This window comes from Pseudomonas sp. PDNC002, from assembly GCF_016919445.1.
Classification (GTDB): Bacteria; Pseudomonadota; Gammaproteobacteria; order Pseudomonadales; family Pseudomonadaceae; genus Pseudomonas.
The window spans coordinates 2,842,407-2,862,576 of sequence record NZ_CP070356.1 but is presented as its reverse complement, the minus strand read 5'-3'; the positions used below and the strand labels follow the sequence as shown (position 1 = coordinate 2,862,576).

Annotated in this window: 17 protein-coding genes; 13 read left to right on the top strand and 4 right to left on the bottom strand. The window is 65.0% G+C overall.

From position 1 onward, the window contains the following. Positions 1 to 218 precede the first annotated feature (218 nt). The 3 genes from map (at position 219) to dapC (ending at position 5,073) form a co-directional block, all read left to right on the top strand. Positions 219 to 1,004 carry a type I methionyl aminopeptidase gene (gene map / locus JVX91_RS13195; protein ID WP_205339638.1) on the top strand — a complete coding sequence of 262 codons (786 nt, stop codon included), beginning with the start codon at positions 219 to 221 and terminating at the stop codon, positions 1,002 to 1,004. A gap of 143 nt (positions 1,005 to 1,147) precedes the next feature. Next, the gene (locus tag JVX91_RS13190) at positions 1,148 to 3,847 is read left to right on the top strand and encodes a [protein-PII] uridylyltransferase (protein WP_205339637.1); all 2,700 of its coding nucleotides are present in this window, start codon (positions 1,148 to 1,150) and stop codon (positions 3,845 to 3,847) included. Between the two features lie 29 nt (positions 3,848 to 3,876). Then, positions 3,877 to 5,073, top strand: a complete 1,197-nt coding sequence (dapC, locus tag JVX91_RS13185; protein WP_205339636.1) for a succinyldiaminopimelate transaminase — start codon at positions 3,877 to 3,879, stop codon at positions 5,071 to 5,073. A 119-nt stretch (positions 5,074 to 5,192) separates the two neighbouring features. Here dapC and JVX91_RS13180 read toward each other — a convergent pair whose 3' ends face one another. Continuing rightward, positions 5,193 to 6,854 (bottom strand): Na+/H+ antiporter, encoded by a 1,662-nt coding sequence (locus JVX91_RS13180; protein ID WP_205339635.1) that lies wholly within the window; start codon positions 6,852 to 6,854, stop codon positions 5,193 to 5,195. A 170-nt stretch (positions 6,855 to 7,024) separates the two neighbouring features. On the opposite strand from JVX91_RS13180, the gene JVX91_RS13175 reads away from it, so the two are divergent. The 5 genes from JVX91_RS13175 to JVX91_RS13155 all read left to right on the top strand — a co-directional run bounded on the left by JVX91_RS13175 (position 7,025) and on the right by JVX91_RS13155 (position 10,794). Next, positions 7,025 to 7,375, top strand: a complete 351-nt coding sequence (locus JVX91_RS13175) for an ArsC family reductase (RefSeq protein ID WP_205339634.1) — start codon at positions 7,025 to 7,027, stop codon at positions 7,373 to 7,375. Between the two features lie 11 nt (positions 7,376 to 7,386). Further along, a complete protein-coding gene (locus tag JVX91_RS13170; RefSeq protein ID WP_205339633.1) occupies positions 7,387 to 8,013 on the top strand; it encodes a LysE family translocator in 627 nt (208 codons plus the stop codon). Between the two features lie 42 nt (positions 8,014 to 8,055). Next, the gene (gene dapD / locus JVX91_RS13165; protein WP_205339632.1) at positions 8,056 to 9,090 is read left to right on the top strand and encodes a 2,3,4,5-tetrahydropyridine-2,6-dicarboxylate N-succinyltransferase; all 1,035 of its coding nucleotides are present in this window, start codon (positions 8,056 to 8,058) and stop codon (positions 9,088 to 9,090) included. A 94-nt stretch (positions 9,091 to 9,184) separates the two neighbouring features. Beyond that, complete coding sequence (locus tag JVX91_RS13160) at positions 9,185 to 10,390, top strand: cysteine desulfurase (RefSeq protein ID WP_205339631.1); 1,206 nt, start codon at positions 9,185 to 9,187, stop codon at positions 10,388 to 10,390. After that, a complete protein-coding gene (locus JVX91_RS13155) occupies positions 10,387 to 10,794 on the top strand; it encodes a SufE family protein (protein WP_205339630.1) in 408 nt (135 codons plus the stop codon). The genes JVX91_RS13160 and JVX91_RS13155 overlap by 4 nt, the downstream gene beginning before the upstream one ends. A gap of 287 nt (positions 10,795 to 11,081) precedes the next feature. On the opposite strand, the gene tcdA is transcribed toward JVX91_RS13155, so the two are convergent. Next, the gene (tcdA, locus tag JVX91_RS13150) at positions 11,082 to 11,888 is read right to left on the bottom strand and encodes a tRNA cyclic N6-threonylcarbamoyladenosine(37) synthase TcdA (RefSeq protein WP_205339629.1); all 807 of its coding nucleotides are present in this window, start codon (positions 11,886 to 11,888) and stop codon (positions 11,082 to 11,084) included. Positions 11,889 to 12,139: 251 nt separating this feature from the next. Here tcdA and JVX91_RS13145 point away from each other — a divergent pair, with 251 nt between their 5' ends. From JVX91_RS13145 to JVX91_RS13125, 5 genes are all read left to right on the top strand, one after another. After that, a complete protein-coding gene (locus tag JVX91_RS13145; RefSeq protein WP_205339628.1) occupies positions 12,140 to 14,737 on the top strand; it encodes a glycosyltransferase in 2,598 nt (865 codons plus the stop codon). 184 nt (positions 14,738 to 14,921) lie between these two features. Beyond that, the gene (dapE, locus tag JVX91_RS13140; RefSeq protein WP_205339627.1) at positions 14,922 to 16,079 is read left to right on the top strand and encodes a succinyl-diaminopimelate desuccinylase; all 1,158 of its coding nucleotides are present in this window, start codon (positions 14,922 to 14,924) and stop codon (positions 16,077 to 16,079) included. Beyond that, positions 16,076 to 16,261 carry a hypothetical protein gene (locus JVX91_RS13135; RefSeq protein WP_205339626.1) on the top strand — a complete coding sequence of 62 codons (186 nt, stop codon included), beginning with the start codon at positions 16,076 to 16,078 and terminating at the stop codon, positions 16,259 to 16,261. Before dapE ends, JVX91_RS13135 begins: the two co-directional genes overlap by 4 nt. Continuing rightward, a complete protein-coding gene (locus JVX91_RS13130; RefSeq protein WP_205339625.1) occupies positions 16,255 to 17,064 on the top strand; it encodes a putative RNA methyltransferase in 810 nt (269 codons plus the stop codon). Before JVX91_RS13135 ends, JVX91_RS13130 begins: the two co-directional genes overlap by 7 nt. Positions 17,065 to 17,074: 10 nt before the next feature. Next, the gene (locus JVX91_RS13125; RefSeq protein ID WP_205339624.1) at positions 17,075 to 17,446 is read left to right on the top strand and encodes a hypothetical protein; all 372 of its coding nucleotides are present in this window, start codon (positions 17,075 to 17,077) and stop codon (positions 17,444 to 17,446) included. A 68-nt stretch (positions 17,447 to 17,514) separates the two neighbouring features. Here the strand turns inward: JVX91_RS13125 and JVX91_RS13120 are convergent, their stop codons facing one another. Both JVX91_RS13120 and JVX91_RS13115 read right to left on the bottom strand, forming a co-directional pair. Beyond that, positions 17,515 to 17,724 (bottom strand): cold-shock protein, encoded by a 210-nt coding sequence (locus JVX91_RS13120; RefSeq protein ID WP_015476243.1) that lies wholly within the window; start codon positions 17,722 to 17,724, stop codon positions 17,515 to 17,517. A gap of 599 nt (positions 17,725 to 18,323) precedes the next feature. Then, positions 18,324 to 20,162 (bottom strand): Gldg family protein, encoded by a 1,839-nt coding sequence (locus JVX91_RS13115; RefSeq protein WP_205339623.1) that lies wholly within the window; start codon positions 20,160 to 20,162, stop codon positions 18,324 to 18,326. Positions 20,163 to 20,170 lie beyond the last annotated feature (8 nt).

Sequence of the window (20,170 nt, the reverse complement as noted above, 5' to 3'; positions counted from 1 at the left end):
GAAAGGCACCCAGGCCATCGTGTCGATGCATGTGTGGGTTAATGCCCCGAAATGACCGTAGCCTCCGGAGCGGGGCGCTTTATACCACAACCTTGACCGTAACGAAACCCGCAGAGGCATCCGTCACCCGTTCGCCCTTAAAAGAAGGGGCGTAAATCTGATAGACTTGCGTATTCCTCTCATTACCCGCGCGTTCGCAGCGCCTGAAGAGCATTCGCATGACCGTCACCATCAAGACGCCCGAAGACATCGAGAAAATGCGCGTCGCCGGCCGTCTGGCCGCCGAAGTGCTGGAAATGATCGGCGAACACGTCAAGCCCGGCGTTACCACCGATGAACTGGATCGTATCTGTCACGACTACATCGTCAACGTGCAGAAGGCCATCCCGGCGCCGCTGAACTACAAGGGCTTCCCCAAGTCCATCTGCACCTCGATCAACCACGTGGTGTGCCACGGCATTCCCAACGAGAAGCCGCTCAAGGAAGGCGACATCGTCAACATCGATGTCACCGTGATCAAGGACGGTTACCACGGCGACACCAGCAAGATGTTCTCGGTCGGCAAGACCCCGGAATGGGCTGACCGCCTCTGCCAGATCACCCAGGAATGCATGTACAAGGGCATTGCGCTGGTCAAGCCGGGCGCGCGCCTGGGCGATGTGGGCGAAGTGATCCAGAAGTACGCCGAGAAGAACGGCTTCTCCGTGGTACGCGAATACTGCGGCCACGGCATCGGCAAGGTGTTCCACGAGGAGCCGCAGGTGCTGCACTACGGCCGCGCCGGCACTGGCCTGGAACTCAAGGAAGGCATGATCTTCACCATCGAGCCGATGATCAACCAGGGCCGCCCGGAAACCCGCCTGCTGGGCGATGGCTGGACCGCCATTACCAAGGACCGCAAGCTGTCCGCGCAGTGGGAGCACACCGTGCTGGTCACCGCCGATGGCTACGAGATCCTGACCCTGCGCAACGACGAAAGCTTCCCGCGTACTTCTGCTGCCTGAGTCGCGGTTTGCAATCTCGCCGACGGCTGGGTAGAACATAGAAATCCCGGCCCGGCACTGTCGTCGGGCCTGGCGCCACGCGCCCAGGTCCGATCACTCTCTTGCCCCTGCCCTCCCTCTATCCCTGAATCAGGAAGGCCGCCATGCCGCAGGTGGATCCCGAGTTGTTCGACCGTGGGCAGTTCCAGGCGGAACTGGCCCTCAAAACCAGCCCTATCGCCGCGTTCAAGAAGGCGATTCGCCAGGCCAATGAAGTGCTCGACACCCGTTTCAGCGGCGGCCGCGACATCCGTCGGCTGATCGAGGACCGCGCCTGGTTCGTCGACCAGATCCTGCAGCAGGCCTGGAACCGCTTCGACTGGGGCGACGACGCCGACATCGCACTGGTCGCCGTGGGTGGCTACGGGCGCGGCGAACTGCACCCGCACTCGGACATTGACCTGCTTATCCTGCTCGACAGCGAGGACCAGGAGGTTTTCCGCGCCCCCATCGAAGGCTTCCTCACCCTGCTCTGGGACATCGGCCTGGAAGTCGGCCAGAGCGTGCGCTCGGTGGCCGAATGCGCCGAAGAGGCGCGCGCCGACCTGACGGTGGTGACCAACCTGATGGAGTGCCGGACCATCTCCGGCCCGGACAGCCTGCGTCAGCGCATGCTCGAAGCCACCAGCGCGAAGCAGATGTGGCCCAGCGGCCAGTTCTACCTCGCCAAGCGCAAGGAGCAGATTCACCGCCACACCAAATACAACGACACCGAATACAACCTCGAACCCAACGTGAAAGGTTCGCCCGGCGGCCTGCGCGACATCCAGACGCTGCTCTGGGTGGCCCGCCGGCATTTCGGCAGCCTCAACCTGCACGCGCTGGTGCGCGAGGGCTTCCTGGTCGAGAGCGAATGCGCGGTACTGGCCTCCAGCCAGGAGTTCCTCTGGAAGGTCCGTTACGCCCTGCACATGCTCGCCGGCCGCGCCGAGGACCGCCTGCTGTTCGACCACCAGCGGCGCATCGCCGGGATGCTCGGCTATGAAGGCAACGATGCCAAGCTGGCGGTCGAGCGCTTCATGCAGAAGTACTACCGCGTCGTCATGGCGGTGTCCGAGCTGAACGACCTGATCACCCAGCACTTCGAGGAGGTGATCCTGCGGGCCGGCGAGAATGGCCAGATCCAGCCGCTCAACAGCCGCTTCCAACTGCGCGACGGCTACCTGGAAGTCACCCACGTCAACGTCTTCAAGCGCACGCCCTTCGCCCTGCTGGAAATCTTCGTACTGCTCGCCCAGCACCCCGAGATAAAAGGCGTGCGGGCCGACACCATCCGTCTGCTGCGCGACAGCCGCCACCTGATCGACGATGACTTCCGCCACGACATCCGCAACACCAGCCTGTTCATCGAGCTGTTCAAGTGCAAGGAAGGCATCCACCGCAACCTGCGGCGGATGAACCGTTACGGCATCCTCGGCCGTTACCTGCCGGAGTTCGGCCTGATCGTCGGGCAGATGCAGCACGACCTGTTCCACATCTATACGGTGGACGCCCACACCCTCAACCTGATCAAGCACCTGCGCAAGCTGCGCCGCCCGGACATGGCGGAGAAGTACCCGCTGGCCAGCAAGATCATGGAGCGCCTGCCCAAGCCCGAGCTGATCTACATCGCCGGCCTCTACCACGACATCGCCAAGGGCCGCGGCGGCGACCACTCGGAACTGGGCGCGGTGGACGCCGAACACTTCTGCCAGCGTCACCAGTTGCCGCCGTGGGACACCAACCTGGTGTCGTGGCTGGTGCAGAACCACCTGATCATGTCGACCACCGCGCAGCGCAAGGACCTGTCCGATCCGCAGGTGATCTACGACTTCGCCCAGTTGATGGGCAACCAGACCTACCTGGACTACCTCTACGTGCTGACCGTGGCCGACATCAACGCCACCAACCCGACACTGTGGAACTCCTGGCGCGCCAGCCTGTTGCGCCAGCTCTACACCGAGACCAAGCGCGCCCTGCGCCGCGGCCTGGAGAACCCGGTGGACCGCGAGGAGCAGATTCGCCAGACGCAGAGCGCGGCCATCGACATCCTGGTGCGCGGTGGCATCGATCAGGACGACGCCGAGCAGCTCTGGAGCCAGCTGGGCGACGACTACTTCCTGCGCCACACCGCCGCCGACGTCGCCTGGCACACCGAGGCCATTCTCCAGCACCCGGACGACGGCACGCCGCTGGTGCTGATCAAGGAAACCGCCCAGCGCGAGTTTGAGGGCGGCACGCAGATCTTCATCTATGCCGCCGACCAGCACGACTTCTTCGCCGTGACCGTGGCGGCGATGGACCAGCTCAACCTGAACATTCAGGATGCGCGGATCATCACCTCCACCAGCCTGTTCACCCTCGACACCTACATAGTGCTCGACGCCGATGGCGGCTCGATTGGCGACAATCCCTCCCGTGTCGCGGAGATTCGCGAAGGGTTGGTCAACGCACTGAAAGATCCGGACGACTACCCGAACATCATCCAGCGCCGCGTTCCACGCCAGCTCAAGCACTTCGCCTTCGCCCCGCAGGTGACCATCTCCACCGACGCGGCGCGCCAGGTCAGCGTGCTGGAAGTCACCGCGCCCGACCGCCCTGGCCTGCTGGCGCGGATCGGTGGGCTGTTCCTCGACTTCGACCTGTCAGTGCAGAACGCCAAGATCGCCACCCTGGGCGAGCGCGTGGAAGACGTGTTCTTCGTCACCGATGCGCACAACCAGCCGCTCTCGGACCCCGAGCTGTGCAAACGCATCCAGACCGCCCTGGTGGACATTCTCTCGGACAGCGGCCAGCAGAGCATGCCGGTGCGCATCAGCATCTAGTCAGTATTTGAAAAGAAAGAGCCTTGCCCATGAATCCTGCCCTCGACTCGCTCCAGCCCTACCCCTTCGAGAAGCTCCGTGCCCTGCTGGCCAGCGCCCAGCCGCCGGCGGACCTCAAGCCGATCGCGCTGTCCATCGGCGAGCCCAAGCACCGCTCGCCGGACTTCGTCGCCAAGGCCCTGGCCGATAGCCTCGACCAACTGGCTGTCTACCCGACCACCCTGGGCATTCCGGCCCTGCGCGAAGCCATCGCCGCCTGGTGCGAGCGCCGCTTCAAGGTGCCGGCCGGCTGGCTGGACGCCGCGCGCCACGTTCTACCGGTGAACGGCACGCGTGAAGCGCTGTTCGCCTTCACCCAGACCGTGGTCGACCGCAACGCCAAGGGCCTGGTAATCAGCCCGAACCCGTTCTACCAGATCTACGAAGGCGCGGCCCTGCTGGCCGGCGCCGAGCCGCACTACCTGCCCTGCCTGGAAGACAATGGCTTCAACCCGGATTTCGACGCCGTCCCGGCGGATATCTGGGCGCGCTGCCAGATCCTCTTCCTCTGCTCGCCAGGCAATCCCACCGGCGCGCTGGTGCCGCTGGAAACCCTGAAGAAGCTGATCGCCCTGGCCGACGAGCACGACTTCGTGATCGCCGCCGACGAGTGCTACAGCGAACTGTACTTCGACGAACAGAACCCGCCGGCCGGCCTGCTGACCGCCTGCGCCGAACTGGACCGCAACGACTTCAAGCGCTGCGTGGTGTTCCACAGCCTGTCCAAGCGCTCCAACCTGCCGGGCCTGCGCTCGGGCTTCGTCGCCGGCGATGCCGAGGTACTGAAGAAATTCCTCCTGTACCGCACCTACCACGGCTGCGCCATGCCGGTTCAGACCCAACTGGCCAGCGTCGCGGCCTGGAAGGACGAAGACCATGTGCGCGCCAACCGCGACCTGTACCGCGAGAAGTTCGACGCCGTGCTGGATATCCTCGGCGGCGTGCTCGACGTGCAGCGCCCGGACGGCAGCTTCTACCTGTGGGCGAAAACCCCGGTGGCCGACACCGAGTTCTGCCGCGGCCTGTTCGACCAGCAGCACGTCACCGTGGTGCCGGGCTCCTACCTGTCCCGCGAAGTGAACGGCGAGAACCCCGGCGCCAACCGCGTGCGCATGGCGCTGGTGGCTCCGTTGGCGGAATGCGTGGAAGCAGCAGAGCGCATCAAGAAGTTCGTTCAAAGCCTGTAACTTCGAGCCCTCGTAGGAACGGCTCTTATCCGCGATCCGGCCGGCTGGCCGGTGCCCCATGGGTTGCACCGCGGTTGCGGTGATCGCGGAAAAGTTCCGCTCCTACGAAAACCCTTTCGCTAGACCCACCGCCCCGCCTTGCTGGTCACCCAGGCCTCCTGGCTGTCCAGCTCGCCCAGCACCTCGCGCATGGTCTCGTCGTCGATCTCATGCTCGCGGCGCATGCGATACAGCTCCAACCGTTGGGCCCGCAGCGCCTTGATGCGCAGCGCCTGATCCGCCAGCTCCAGGCTGCGGGCGCGCTCGCGGGCTTCCTGGGTATCCGGTGCCGGGTCCAGCTCGTGGCGATACTCGGCCATCAGCCGCGCCCGGACTTCCGCCAGACGCGCCGCTTCCTCCGCATCGGCCCCGTCGCGCGCGGGCATTTCCTCGCTTTCCAGCATATGGATGGCTGCCGCCGCGGTCTTGCGCCACACCGACTGCACCTCGCGTTCGCGCTGATCGTTGCTGGCGGCCGGCAAGCCACGCAGAAGGATCGGCAAGCCGATGGTGGCAGCGATCAGGGAGACCAGGATCACCCCCGTGGCAATGAAGATGATCAGGTCGCGCTGCGGAAAGGCCGAGCCATCGAGCAACAACAACGGGACAGAGAGCACGCCGGCCAGCGTCACCGCCCCGCGCACGCCGCCCAGAGCCGAGATTGCCGACAACCGCAGCACTGGCTCGCCGGACCGGCCGCCCAGCTCGATTCCCCACCACCGCTCGAAGCGCACCGACACCTTCCAGTAGCACCAGACCCAGCCGAAGCGCAGCAACAGCAGCACGGCGAATACTGCCAGCACGTAGAAGGCCAAGAGCGACGAGCGCCACATCACATCATCGGCGTGGTGCGAGACGGACTTGAGAATGTCCGGCAACTGCAGGCCCAGCAGCAGGAACACCACGCCGTTGAAGGCGAACTCCAGCATCGACCAGACGCTACGGTTGAGCAGGCGGGTGTTGGTCTGCCGCGGCAGCAGGTCGACCCAGCTCTGCATCATGCCGGCCGCCACCGCCGCGAGAATGCCGGAGACGCCGAGATCCTCGGCGATCATGTAGCAGGCGAAGGGCAGGAGCAGCATCAGCACCACGTGGGTGGCCGGGTCGTCCCAGCCGCGGCGGATCATCCAGCCACGGATGCGCCCCAGCAGCCAGCTGAGGAATACACCACAGGCCAGGCCACCGATGGCCACCAGCAGGAAGCTCAGGCTGGCATCCATCAGCGAGAAGGTGCCGGTCATGGCTGCGGCGAGGGCGAACTTGAAGGCGACCAGGCCCGAGGCGTCGTTCATCAGCGCCTCCCCCTGCAGCACATGCATCAGCCGCCTGGGCAGGCGATCCTGGGCGATGGCCGACACCGCCAGCGCATCGGTGGGCGACAGCACTGCTGCCAAGGCGAAAGCCGCAGCCCAGGGAATCTCTGGAATCAACAGGTGGATGAAGACCCCGCCGCCGAGCACCGTGAACAACACCAGGGCGAAGGCCAGGGTGAGGATCGGCCAGCGCATCTTCCAGAATTCGCCCTTGGGCATGCGCCAGCCGTCGGCGAACAGCAGCGGCGGAATGAACAGGAACATGAACAGTTCCGGGTCCAGCGCCACATGCAGCCCCAGGCTCGGCCAGGCCAGCGCGGCGCCAGCGGCGATCTGGATCAACGGCAAGGGCAGCGGAATCAGCTGCGCCGCTAGCCGGGTTCCACCCACGACCAGCAGCAGGATCAGCACGGTGTAAACGGTTTGCATCGTCGAACTCCAACACAGCCATCCATTGAAGCACCCATCGCGGCGTGGATCAGCCACGCTTCGGGCAAAAAACTGTTGCAACACGCCGGCCTCCCGGCGGCGTCCCGCAAGGCGCTGGGAAATGGCATAATCCCGCGCCTGAAAAAAGCATCGAAAAGGAGTAGCGCCCCGTGAGTGAGCGGACGCTGTATGGAATCAAAGCCTGCGACACCATGAAGAAGGCCCGTACCTGGCTGGAAGAACATGGCGTCGACTACGCCTTCCACGACTACAAGACTAGCGGAATAGACCGCGCGCACCTGGAGCAATGGTGCAACGAGCATGGCTGGGAGATTGTCCTGAACCGTGCCGGTACTACTTTCCGCAAGCTCGACGACGCACAGAAGGCCGATATCGACCAGGCCAAGGCCATCGAACTGATGGTGGCGCAGCCGTCGATGATCAAGCGTCCGGTGCTGGACCTGGGTGATCGCACCCTGGTCGGCTTCAAGCCCGACCTCTACGCCGCCGCCCTGGCCTGAGTCGCAGGACGATGAGCATCGCCTGGGCCCTGTTCCTCCCCGCCTGCTTCGCCCTGAACCTGGCGCCGGGACCGAACAACCTGTTGTCGCTGAACAATGCCGCGCGCTTCGGCCTGCTGCGCGCCACCCTCGCCGGTGGCGGACGGCTGGTCGCCTTCGCCGGCATGCTGGCCCTGGCCGCTTCTGGCCTGGCGCTGGTTCTGCAGGCTTCGGCCTGGCTGTTCCTGGCGATCAAGCTGGTGGGCGCCGGGTACCTGCTGTGGCTGGCCGTGCAACTGTGGCGCGCCCCGGCGGCAAACCTGGGCGTCGATGGCGCTCCGGTACCGGCCACCAGCCTGTGGCGCCTGGCCCGCCAGGAGTTCTGGGTGGCCGCTGGCAACCCCAAGGCGATCCTCATCTTCACCGCGTTCCTGCCGCAATTCGTCGATCCGCGTCAGGCCGTGGGCGCCCAGTTCGCCCAACTCGGCGCAGCCTTCCTGCTGCTGGAATGGCTGGCCATCGCCCTTTACGGGCTCGCCGGGGTCCGCCTCGGCAAGCTGCTCGCCGGCGCACGCGCCCGGCGCCTGTTCAACCGTGGTTGTGCCGCGCTGCTGGGCAGCGCCGGGCTGGGCCTGCTGCTCAGTCGCCGTCCGGCCTGACCGAATTCATTCTTCGAGAATCTCTTTCAAGGAATCCCCCTCATGTCGAAATCCCTGTTCAGCATCGCTTTCGGTGTCGGCACCCAGAACCGCCAGGGCAACTGGCTGGAAGTCTTCTACGCGCAGCCGCTGCTCAACCCCAGCGCCGAACTGGTCGCCGCCATCAGCCCGCTGCTGAACTATGAAGGCGGCAACCAGGCGATCGCCTTCACCGCCCACCAGGCCTACCAGTTGGCCGACGCCGTCGAGACTGTCGACGCCGCCCAGGCCGCCCTGCTCAACCGCCTGGCCGAAAGCCAGAAGCCGCTGGTCGCCACCCTGCTGGCCGAAGACGCCGCTCCCAGCTCCACCCCGGAGGCGTACCTGAAGCTGCACCTGCTGTCCCATCGCCTGGTCAAGCCGCACGGCCTGAACCTGACCGGCATATTCCCGCTGCTGCCGAACGTGGCCTGGACCAACCAGGGCGCCGTCGATCTGGCCGAACTGGCCGAACTGCAACTGGAAGCGCGCCTGAAGGGCAAGCTGCTGGAAGTCTTCTCCGTCGACAAATTCCCGAAGATGACCGACTACGTGGTCCCGGCCGGCGTACGCATCGCCGACACCGCCCGCGTTCGCCTGGGCGCCTACATCGGTGAAGGCACCACCGTGATGCACGAAGGCTTCGTCAACTTCAATGCCGGCACCCAGGGCCCGGGGATGATCGAAGGCCGCGTCTCCGCAGGCGTGTTCGTCGGCAAGGGCTCGGACCTGGGCGGCGGCTGCTCCACCATGGGCACCCTGTCCGGCGGCGGCAACATTGTCATCAGCGTCGGCGAAGGCTGCCTGATCGGCGCCAACGCCGGCATCGGCATCCCGCTGGGCGACCGCAACATTGTCGAAGCCGGCCTGTACGTCACCGCTGGCACCAAGATCGCCGTGCTGGACGACCAGAACGCCCTGGTCAAAGTGGTCAAGGGCCGCGATCTGGCCAGCCAGGCCGACCTGCTGTTCCGCCGCAACTCCCAGACCGGTGCCGTCGAGTGCAAGACCAACAAGACCGCGATCGAACTGAACGAAGCGCTGCACGCGCACAACTAAGCTGGGCGCCCCGCTCGCGCGGGGATCGCACTAAGCTGTGAGAAGCGGGGGCTGCGGCCCCCGTTTTACTTTTTCCGCAACCGGCCGCACGCCCATGTCCATTCCCTCGCCCTGGCGCTCCGACTTCCCGGCCCTCGCCGCCTTCGAGGCCGAAGGCCAGACCTACCTCGACAGCGCCGCCACCGCGCAGAAGCCGCGCGCCATGATCGATGCCCTGGCCGGCTACTTCGCCAGCGGCGCCGCCAACGTACACCGCGCCCAGCACCTGCCCGGCGAGCGTGCCACCCGCGCCTTCGAGGCGACCCGCACCCTGGCGGCCAACTGGCTCAATGGCGGTAGTCCGGCGCAGATCATCTTCACCCGTGGTGCCACCGAAGCGCTGAACCTGCTGGCCTATGGCTTGGAAACCCAGTTCCAGAGCGGCGATGAGATTGTCGTCAGCGCCCTGGAGCACCACGCCAACCTGCTGCCCTGGCAACAACTGGCAAAGCGTCGTGGCCTGAAACTGGTGGTATTGCCGCTGGACTCCACCGGCCGCATCGACCTGGCGCGCGCGGCCACCCTGATCGGCCCGCGTACGCGCCTGCTCGCCGTCAGCCAACTGTCCAACGTGTTGGGCACCTGGCAGCAGCTGCCGGGACTGCTGCAGATGGCCCGGCAGCACGGCGCGCTGACCGTGGTGGACGGCGCCCAGGGCGTGGTCCATGGCCGGCACAACCTGTCGGCGCTGGGCTGCGACTTCTACGTCTGTTCCAGCCACAAGCTCTACGGGCCCGAAGGCGTCGGCCTGCTCTGGGGCCGTCCGGAGGCACTGGCGCGCCTGATCCACTGGCAGTTCGGCGGCGAAATGGTGCGCCTCGCCGATTACCACGACGCGCAGTTCCACGACGCACCCATGGGCTTCGAGGCCGGCACGCCGCCCATCGGCGCGGTGATTGCGCTGGGTGCCACGCTGGAATGGCTGGCTCGACTGGACAACGCGGAAATCAGCGCCCACGAGGACTTCCTCCACGCCCGCCTGCTTGCCGGGCTGCGTGCCCGCGACGGCGTGCGCGTGCTGGGGGAACCGGACGTGGCGCTGGCCAGCTTCGTGGTCGAAGGCGTGCACGTCTCGGACCTCGGCCATCTGCTCACCGAGCAGGGCATCGCCGTGCGCGCCGGGCACCATTGCGCCATGCCGCTGATGAAAACGCTCGACGTCGCCGGGGCGCTGCGCGTCTCCCTCGGTCTGTACAACGACGGCGCGGACCTGGAGCGCTTCTTCACCGCGCTGGACAGCGCCCTGGAGCTGCTGCGGTGAGCCTCCCTGCCGCTGCCGCCGAGGCGCTGCAGGCCTTCACCGCCTTGCAGGGCTGGGAGCAACGCGCGCGCCTGCTGATGCAGTGGGGCGAAAAGCTGGAGCCACTGAGCGAAGCCGAGCGCTGCGACGAGCAGCGCGTGCAGGGCTGCGAGAGCAACGTCTGGCTGGTGGCGGACCGGCGTGACGAGCGCTGGCATTTCCGCGCCTACAGCGATGCGCGCCTGTTGCGCGGGCTGCTGGCGTTGCTGCTGGTGCGGGTGGAAGGGCTGCCGGCTGACGAGCTGTCCGCCGTCGACCTGCCGGACTGGTTCAACCAGCTTGGCCTGGGCCGACAACTGTCGCCGTCGCGCAGCAACGGTTTGAATGCCGTGCTCAAGCGCATGCAGGATTTGATCGCCACCTGAGGCGCTTGCATATGCGCAGGAGCGGACTTCGTCCGCGATCAGTCCGCATCACGCCGGATGCCATCGCGGACGAAGTCCGCTCCTACAAAATCAAGAGCCCCTCACCCTAACCCTGGCTGCGCGCCCCGCCCCTCAAGCGGGGAGAGGGTACGGTTCTGAGCAGGGAGAAACCATTGCGTCAGCCGGCACTCTCCGCCCCCTCTCCCTGAGGGAGAGGGCTGGGGTGAGGGGGAAAACACGGGCACGGGCTTTCCCAGGACAAGTCAGTTGTTCCTATGAAAAAGCCATCAGCCTGCGGAACGCTCCGAAGGCCGCCGCGCACCAGCAACGATCTTGTCCACCGCCCGCGCCGCCGCGACCATGCCGAAGGTCGCGGTAACCATCATCACCGCACCGAAACCGCCGGCGCAGTCCAGCTTTACGCCCTCGCCCACGAAGCTCTTGGACTGGCACACCGTGCCGTCCGGCTTCGGGTAGCGCAACTGCTCGGTGGAGAACACACACTGCACGCTGTAATGGCGGCCCGGCGTGCGCGAGAAGTTGTAGTCGCGGCGCAGCGTGGAGCGGACCTTGGCGGCCAGCGGGTCGTTGAAGGTCTTGTTCAGGTCGGCGACCTGGATCTGCGTCGGGTCAACCTGCCCACCGGCACCGCCGGTGGTGATGATCTGCAGCTTGCGGCGCTTGCACCAGGCGATCAGCGCGGCCTTGGCCGCAACGCTGTCGATGCAGTCGATGACGCAGTCCAGCTCCGGAGTGATGTAGTCCGCCATCGTCTCGCGGGTGACGAAATCGGCTATAGCATGTACGACGATGCCCGGATTGATCGCCTTTAGACGCTCGGCCATCACCTCGACCTTGGGCTTGCCCACGGCACCGTCCAGCGCATGCACCTGGCGATTGGTGTTGGTGACGCAGACGTCATCCAGATCGAACAGGGAAATCTCGCCCACGCCGCTGCGCGCCAGGGCCTCGGCCGCCCAGGAGCCCACGCCGCCGATCCCGACCACCGCCACATGGCTGGCCGCCAGCCGCTCCAGGCCTTCACGGCCGTAAAGCCGCGCAATTCCGCCGAAACGCTGTTCATCCAGTTGCATCGCCCACACCTCGCATCGAAACGGCCGGCATTCTATAACGGAGACTCTCCGCACGCCTGCAACAAAGCTGATTTGACGCAGTCTCAGTCACGCACCTTCAGCCCATTCTAAACTGTCAGAAAAACCTCTCCGACACCTCGGCGGCGGATGGGGGCGGCAACCTGTACAGCCCCTGGAGTGCGGGGTAGGATGCGCCCCGGCCAGGCTCCACTCCGGCCTCCCCGTTCCACCCTTTGGAACCCGATCGCACCATGTCTTCACGCAAGCTCGGCCTCAACCTGGTGGTATTCGTCGCCCTCGCGGCGCTCTTCACCGGTTTCTGGGCCCTCTATAACCGCCCCGTCAGCGTTCCCGACTGGCCGGAAAGCATTTCCGGATTCTCCTTCTCGCCGTTCCGGCTGAACCAGAATCCGCAGAAGAACCAGTTCCCCAGTGACGACGAGATCCGCTCGGACCTGGAGCTGGTCTCCAAGCAGACCGACAACATCCGTACCTACTCGGTAAAAGGTTCGCTGGCCGACATCCCACGCCTAGCCGAAGAGCTCGGCATGCGCGTCAGCCTGGGGATATGGATCGGCCCGGACGAGGCGGAGAACGAAGCCGAGATCGAGCGCGGCATCGAGATCGCCAACAACTCGCGCAGCGTCGTGCGGGTGATCGTCGGCAACGAGGCGCTGTTCCGCCGCGAGGTCACGGTCGAACAGCTGAGCGCCTACCTGGACCGCGTGCGCAAGGCGGTGAAGGTGCCGGTCACCACCGCCGAACAGTGGCACATCTACGAGAAGTACCCGGAGCTGGCCAAGCACGTCGACCTGATCGCCGCCCACGTCCTGCCCTACTGGGAATACACGCCGATGGACGACGCCGTTCCGTTCGTCCTCGAGCGCGCCAAGGAGCTGCGCGCCAAGTTCCCGCGCAAACCGCTGCTGCTGGCCGAGGTCGGCTGGCCGAGCAACGGCCGCATGCGCGGCGGCGCCGACGCCACCCAGGCAGACCAGGCCATCTACCTGCGCACGCTGACCAACCTGCTGAACAAGAAGGGCTACAACTACTTCGTCGTCGAAGCCTTCGACCAGCCATGGAAAGTCGGTGACGAAGGCTCGGTCGGTGCCTACTGGGGCGTCTACAACGCCCAGCGCCAGCCCAAGTTCAACTTCGACGGGCCGGTGGTGAACATCCCGCAATGGCGCGCCCTGGCGGTCGCCTCGGTGGTGATGGCGCTGCTCGCCCTGACCCTGCTGATGATCGACGGCAGCGCCCTGCGCCAGCGCGGCCGCACCTTCCTCACCGTGGTCGCCTTCGCCGGCGGCTCGGTGCTGGTGTGGATCGCCTACGACTACAGCCAGCAGTACAGCACCTGGTTCAGCCTGACCGTCGGGGGCCTGCTGGGCATCGGCGCGCTGGGCGTGTTCATCGTCCTGCTCACCGAGGCCCACGAACTGGCCGAGACCGTCTGGGTGCGCAAGCGCCGCCGGCCGTTCGACCCGGTGCTGACCGATACCGGCTACCGGCCCAAGGTTTCGGTGCACGTGCCCTGCTACAACGAACCGCCGGAGATGATGAAGAAGACCCTGGATGCGCTGTCCAGGCTCGACTATCCGGACTTCGAAGTCCTGATCATCGACAACAACACCAAGGACCCGGCGGTGTGGGAACCGGTACGCGACTACTGCGAAGTCCTCGGCCCGCGCTTCCGCTTCTTCCACGTCGCACCACTGGCTGGCTTCAAGGGCGGCGCACTGAACTACATCCTGCCGCACACCGCGCCGGACGTCGAAGTCGTGGCGGTGATCGACGCCGACTACTGCGTCGAGCCGAACTGGCTCAAGCAGATGGTGCCGCACTTCAGTGATCCGAAGATCGCCGTGGTGCAGTCCCCGCAGGACTACCACGACGGCGAGGAAAACGTCTTCAAGAAGCTCTGCTACGCCGAATACAAGGGCTTCTTCCACATCGGCATGGTCACCCGCAACGATCGCGACGCGATCATCCAGCACGGCACCATGACCATGATCCGCCGGACCGTGATGGACGAACTCAAGTGGGCCGACTGGACCATCTGCGAGGACGCCGAGCTGGGCCTGCGGGTATTCGAGAAGGGCTACTCAGCCGCCTACTCGCACCAGAGCTTCGGCAAGGGCGTGATGCCCGACACCTTCATCGACTACAAGAAGCAGCGCTTCCGCTGGGCCTATGGCGCCATCCAGATCATGAAGGGCCACGCCCGGGCGCTGTTCCAGGGCAAGGACAGCAAGCTCACCACCGGCCAGCGCTACCACTTCATCGCCGGCTGGCTGCCGTGGATCGCCGACGGCATGAACATCTTCTTCACCGCCGGCGCGCTGCTCTGGTCCTCGGCGATGATCATCGTGCCCAAGCGGGTCGACCCGCCGCTGCTGATCTTCGCCATCCCGCCGCTGGCGCTGTTCTTCTTCAAGTTCGGCAAGATCATGTTCCTCTACCGCCGCGCCGTGGGCGTGGACCTGCTGCGTTCGTTCCAGGCAGCGGTGGCGGGCCTCGCACTGTCGCATACCATCGCCAAGGCGGTGCTCTACGGGACGTTCACCAAGACCATCCCGTTCTTCCGCACACCGAAGATGGCCTCCAACCACGGCCTTCTGGTGGCGTTAGCCGAGGCTCGCGAAGAAGTGTTCATCATGCTCCTGCTGTGGGGCGCGGCACTGGGTATCGTCCTGGTGCAGGGCGTGCCGAGCCGCGACATGATGTTCTGGGTGGCCATGCTGCTGGTGCAGTCCCTGCCCTACCTCGCCGCACTGGTGATGGCGCTGCTGTCTGCCGCGCCCAAGGCTCAGGAGGCGCCGGCAGCGGACGTCGCGCCAGCCAGCTGATGCAAGGCCCGTAGGAGCGAGCTTGCTCGCGAACACTTTTGCCTGATGCCTGGGCACCAAGCCTGTTCGCTAGCAAGCCCGCTCCTACAAGGTGAACCGTACCGCTGATCCGCTCCCGAGAACGCCGGCCAATCGCCGGCGTTTTTGCTTTAAGATGGGCGCCTTTTTCCGTTCCACCCCCAGGATGACCTCAATGTCCCTCTCGCCGACACTGGCCCTCGCCTGCGAGCTGATTCGCCGTCCCTCCGTCACACCTGTCGATGCCGACTGCCAGCAGCTGATGATGCAGCGCCTGGACGCCTGCGGCTTCGCCCTGGAGCCCATGCGCATCGAGGAAGTGGACAACTTCTGGGCCCTGCGCCAGGGCCGCGATGGCGCCAATGGCCCGGTACTGTGCTTCGCCGGCCACACCGACGTGGTCCCCACCGGTCCCGAACAGGCCTGGCAGCACCAGCCCTTCGACGCCCTGATCGACGCCGATGGCATGCTCTGCGGCCGGGGCGCAGCGGACATGAAGGGCAGCCTGGCCTCGATGATCATCGCCACCGAACGCTTCGTCGCCGACCACCCGGACCATCGCGGCAGCATCGCCTACCTGATCACCAGCGATGAGGAAGGCCCGGCCCACCACGGTACCAAGGCCGTGGTAGAGCGCCTGAAGGCGCGCAACGAGCGCCTGGACTGGTGCATCGTCGGCGAGCCGTCGAGCACCACCCTGGTGGGCGATATCGTCAAGAACGGTCGCCGCGGCTCGCTGGGCGCTACTCTCAGCGTGCGCGGCAAGCAAGGCCACGTGGCCTACCCGCACCTGGCGAAGAACCCGATTCACCTCGCCGCCCCGGCCCTGGCCGAGCTCGCCGCCGAGCACTGGGACAACGGCAACGACTACTTCCCGCCGACCAGCTTCCAGATCTCCAACATCAATGGCGGCACCGGCGCGACCAACGTGATTCCCGGCGAACTGAAGGTCATCTTCAACTTCCGCTTCTCCACCGAATCCACCGTGGAAGGCCTGCAGCAGCGCGTCGCGGACATCCTCGACAAGCACGGCCTGGACTGGCACATCGACTGGGCCCTGTCGGGCCTGCCGTTCCTTACCCAGCCGGGCGAGCTGCTCGATGGCGTGGCCGCTGCGATCCGTGCGGTCACCAGTCGCGAAACCACCCCGTCCACCTCCGGCGGCACCTCCGACGGCCGCTTCATCGCCACCATGGGGACCCAGGTGGTCGAACTCGGCCCGGTGAACGCCACCATCCACCAGGTGGACGAACGCGTACTGGCCAGCGACCTCGATGTCCTGACCGAAATCTACTACCAGACCCTGGTGCGACTGCTGGCATGAGCAAATTGAACAAAGGCTTCTGCCTTGGCGCTACGCGTCCCGATACCCCGCCGCCCGCGCCAGCCGCCGAGCGCCGCTATTCCCTGCGCGTGTACCAACTCGCCCAGCGCCGCCGCTCGCTGCCGACCGTACTGTTGAACGACCTGCCGCAGCCGTTGGGGCCAGGAAAAAAAGGATGCTGATCTGTCCGCTGTGCCGCGAGGCGCTGACCGACGTCGACAACGGTGTCGCCTGCCCCGCCGGCCACCGCTTCGACCGCGCGCGCCAGGGCTACCTGAATCTGCTGCCGGTACAGCACAAGAAGAGCCTCGACCCAGGCGACAACGCCACCATGGTCGAGGCGCGCCGCTACTTCCTCGGCGCCGGGCATTACGCACCGCTGGCCAAGCGCCTGGCCGAACTGGCAGCCGAGCGCGCGCCGGGCCGCTGGCTGGATATCGGCTGCGGCGAGGGCTACTACACCGCACAACTGGGCGAGGCACTGCCCCAGGCCGACGGCTACGCGCTGGATATCTCCCGCGAAGCGGTCAAGCGCGCCTGCAAACGCGCTCCGCAGCTGACCTGGATGGTCGCCAGCATGGCCCGCGTACCGCTAGAGGACGCTTCCTGCCAACTGCTCGCCAGCGTCTTCAGCCCCATCGATTGGAAAGAAGCGACGCGCCTGCTCACTCCCGGCGGCGGCATTCTGCGCCTCGGGCCGGCCCGCGACCATCTGCTGGAACTGCGTCAACGCCTGTACGACGAAGTGCGCGAGTACGTCGAGGACAAGCACCTCGCCGACCTGCCCGCCGAGCTCAAGCCGGCGCACACCGAACAACTGAGTTTCAAGCTGCCGCTGGAGACCCGCGAAGCCCGCGAGCACCTGCTGGCGATGACGCCCCATGGCTGGCGTGTCAACGCAGAGCGACGCGAGCACATCCTCGCCGAACCCTTCGAGGTAACCGTCGCGGTACGCTACGATTGGCTGCAACGCCAAGAACCCTGACGAGGACGCCATGCGCCAACCGGATATCGAGATCTACATCAAGGATGCCGACCAGGCCGCCGTCAGTGCCTGGCTGGAAAAGGCAATTGGCCCGTGCAGCGAATGGCGCGCCCAGGGCGAAACCTTCAAGTGCATCGCCGGCAGCATTCCCGCCACCTGGCTGCCCAAAGCCGTGGGCAAGTGGAACAGCCTGTTCCTGGACAGCGACAAGACGCCGTGGGACGACGATGTCGCCTGCGCTCGCGACGCCTGCGCCGCGCTGGAAGTGGAAGTACGCTGCGCACCCGGCAGCTGGAGCGAGGATCAGGGCGAGGAAGACGCGGACCGCTGGCTGAAAGTGACCACCGCGGGCGTCGAAGAGATCACCTGGCGCACGGGCTGAAACTTCACTGCGCAAGGCTTTAAAAACAAAGGCCCGTCCATTGGACGGGCCTTTGTTCTTTCGGGGGCTCAGACCTTGGCGACGTCTTCCGCCTGGAGGCCTTTCTGACCCTGGATCACCGAGAACTCCACTTTCTGGCCTTCGACCAGGGAGCGGTGACCATCGCCACGAATGGCACGGTAGTGAACGAAAACGTCCGGACCGCTATCGCGTTGAATGAATCCATAACCTTTGGCGTCATTGAACCACTTGACGGTTCCGACCTCACGATCAGCCATTACCACACTCTCCAACTTGCCTATTATTTTTGGGTGGCCCCCGGGAATGAGGACTTTGGCGATCACCAGCTGAACGTTTTCCCAATCATCCAACCCGGATCGAAACCCTGTTGGAAGGTAATTCGAAATAACGCCCAATGGCGACCACGCTCCCGAGTATATAAATCAAAAGTTACAGCTGAAAAGCACTTTTTCATCAACTCCGCGGCCCTATGACCAAACAGGCCCAAGTGCCATTTTTCGGGGCTTGTAGAGCCATTTTGGTGCTCGTTACCCAGCGTAACGAAAGTGTTTCGAACGTGGACCTTTTCGCGCGTCTCCGCATTTTCCACGGGTAATTTCGTTCCCGATTTCCCTTCAACCTGCATGGCTGCGAATTCAGTCCAAAGCCGCGCAATTACTTACACGACCCTGCATTCCAATGGATATGCCCTATCATTCCGCAGCTGAATTCGGCCTCGCCAACAGATTGCCGGGCGCGAGCCAGGAGCATTTCCGATCGGCCTGCCATCGGACGGGCGCCGGAATCGACGCACCATCCGCGGTCCTGCGCTCCCAATGCTCGCGGACTATTACTTCCCTGGCGGAGCGCCAGGGAATCAGCTTCCCTGTCGAGCCCTGCGCCACAGCCACATGAAGAGAGCGACCAGCGTCAGCAGCAAGGGCACCGCTGCGATATTGATGACTCTCAGGCGAGCACCCAACTTGTCGATGTCGGCATTCAACTGGAACTGTACGTCGCGCAACTCCTTGCGAAGCTGGATGCGCTCCTGGATGAACTGCTGCAATGTAGCCTGCTGCTCAGGCGCGAGCTCATTGACCTTGCCCGGCTCGGGCTTCTTCAGCCCTGCAAGCTTCTCCTCGGTCTCCGCCAGACGCCCCTTCAGCGCATCCTCCCGCTCACGGAAGCGTGACTCTGCCTTGCGCTGCAGGTCATTCACCACCAGGAACGGGCGGCTGAATGTTCCACGGGAACGCACGCTGATCAGCGCGTCCGAGCCAGCCAGGTTATCCAGGCTGTTGACGATGAAATTCGCGTTGTCCGCCCACGGTTGCGGCACCTGCTGGCCGTAGAAGTCCTGCAACTGCACCCACAGGCGATCACTCAGCAGATCGGTGTCCGCTACCACGATCACATTGATGCTCGCGGAGCTCTTGAAGCCTCCTTTGCGCCCCTCGACACCCTGTGGAAAGGCACTCTCGGCCGGCCCCTGGATGCGGGCGGCAATAGTGTAGCGCTGACCGGTCGGCGCCAGTTCCCCCATCAACAGGCCCGGGTTCTCGAGTGTGCGGAATCGCCGTGCATCGAAGGGCATGGCGTTGGTCGAGCTGCTGAGCAGCGGAGTGAACTGCGTCTTGGCGCCTTCGAGCGGCTCTAGAATGCCTGCCGTGGCGACATTGATACTGTCAAGGCCGGCGGTGGTAATGTCGGTCTGATCGATTGCCTGGCGATCCAGGCTGAGCCAGGCCGGGTGGTGGGTCGCCTGTTCGCCCGCCCCCAAGTTCACCGACATCGCGTACGTGCCATCGCCCAGCACCTGGTCCGGGAGCATTCGCAGCCCCCAGGCCTTGAACAGCGGCTGGATGTCCGACGACAGCTCTCCCGCGCCGCCCAGCGCGGCCATCGGCGAATCTCGATCCGCCTCGCTGAAGGGGTCTACGAACACCAGAAGCTTGCCGCCACGGAGTACGTACTGATCGATCGCGTACAGCGTTTCCTGCGTCAGATTCTTCGGGTGCACCAGCATCAACACGGTAATGTCCCGTGGGATCTGGTCCATGTTGAGTTTCAGGTTGCGCACATCGAACTGCTGACGGATGTCGTTGAACAGCACCCACGACGCCGTCATCTGCTGTGTCTGCAGGTCGTAGCCGCCACTCATGTCCAGCGCGGACATCACGCCGATGACAGGCCGCTTGGGCTCGGCCAGGGCCTGTATCAAACGGCTGACATCGTATTCCAGGAATTGCTCCTGATCCGGCATGAAGATCGGAACCACCTGGGAATGCCCCAGGGAATTGGTGCCCGCCAGGCCAAAGTAGAGCGGTGCGCCACCATCGGGCACCGGAACCCCCTGGAGGCCGAACTCGGCAGCGCGGTCCTCATCTTCCGAGAACGGCTGGGGATCGATCAGATGCAGGCGAACCTTGCCTTTCGCCTGGCGCTCGTAGGTCTTGAGGAGTTCGGCAACGCGATTGGCGTAGTTGCGCAGCGGGACCAGGTCACGCGTGCCCTTGTCGGAATAGTAGAAGTAGAGATCGACCGGCTCCTCGAGCGAATTGAGGATCTGCCGGGTGCCGGCGGAAATGGTGTAGAGCTTCTGCTGGGTCAGATCCACCCGTGCATTGGTGAATACCTGGCTGCAGAGCATATTGAAGGCCAGGAAGAGCAGTGCGACGAGAACCAGCCCCGCCCCGGAGTACAGAATCTTTTTCATCGGGGCAG